This is a genomic window from Streptomyces sp. CLV115 (assembly GCF_038448545.1).
GTDB lineage: Bacteria > Actinomycetota > Actinomycetes > Streptomycetales > Streptomycetaceae > Streptomyces > Streptomyces sanglieri.
Window position 1 is genome coordinate 1 of the sequence record NZ_JBCEWQ010000403.1, and the last position, 465, is coordinate 465.

General features: G+C 50.8%; 1 rRNA gene. It reads left to right on the forward strand.

The window, feature by feature from the left end:
• Window positions 1–465, forward strand: a 16S ribosomal RNA gene (locus AADR41_RS42365); the annotation flags it as partial.

Genomic DNA, 465 nt, shown 5'->3' on the forward strand with positions numbered 1-465 from the left:
CCTACGGGTGGCAGCAGTGGGGAATATTGGACAATGGGCGAAAGCCTGATCCAGCCATGCCGCGTGTGTGAAGAAGGTCTTCGGATTGTAAAGCACTTTAAGTTGGGAGGAAGGGTTGTAGATTAATACTCTGCAATTTTGACGTTACCGACAGAATAAGCACCGGCTAACTCTGTGCCAGCAGCCGCGGTAATACAGAGGGTGCAAGCGTTAATCGGAATTACTGGGCGTAAAGCGCGCGTAGGTGGTTTGTTAAGTTGGATGTGAAATCCCCGGGCTCAACCTGGGAACTGCATTCAAAACTGACTGACTAGAGTATGGTAGAGGGTGGTGGAATTTCCTGTGTAGCGGTGGAATGCGTAGATATAGGAAGGAACACCAGTGGCGAAGGCGACCACCTGGACTAATACTGACACTGAGGTGCGAAAGCGTGGGGAGCAAACAGGATTAGATACCCGTGTAGTC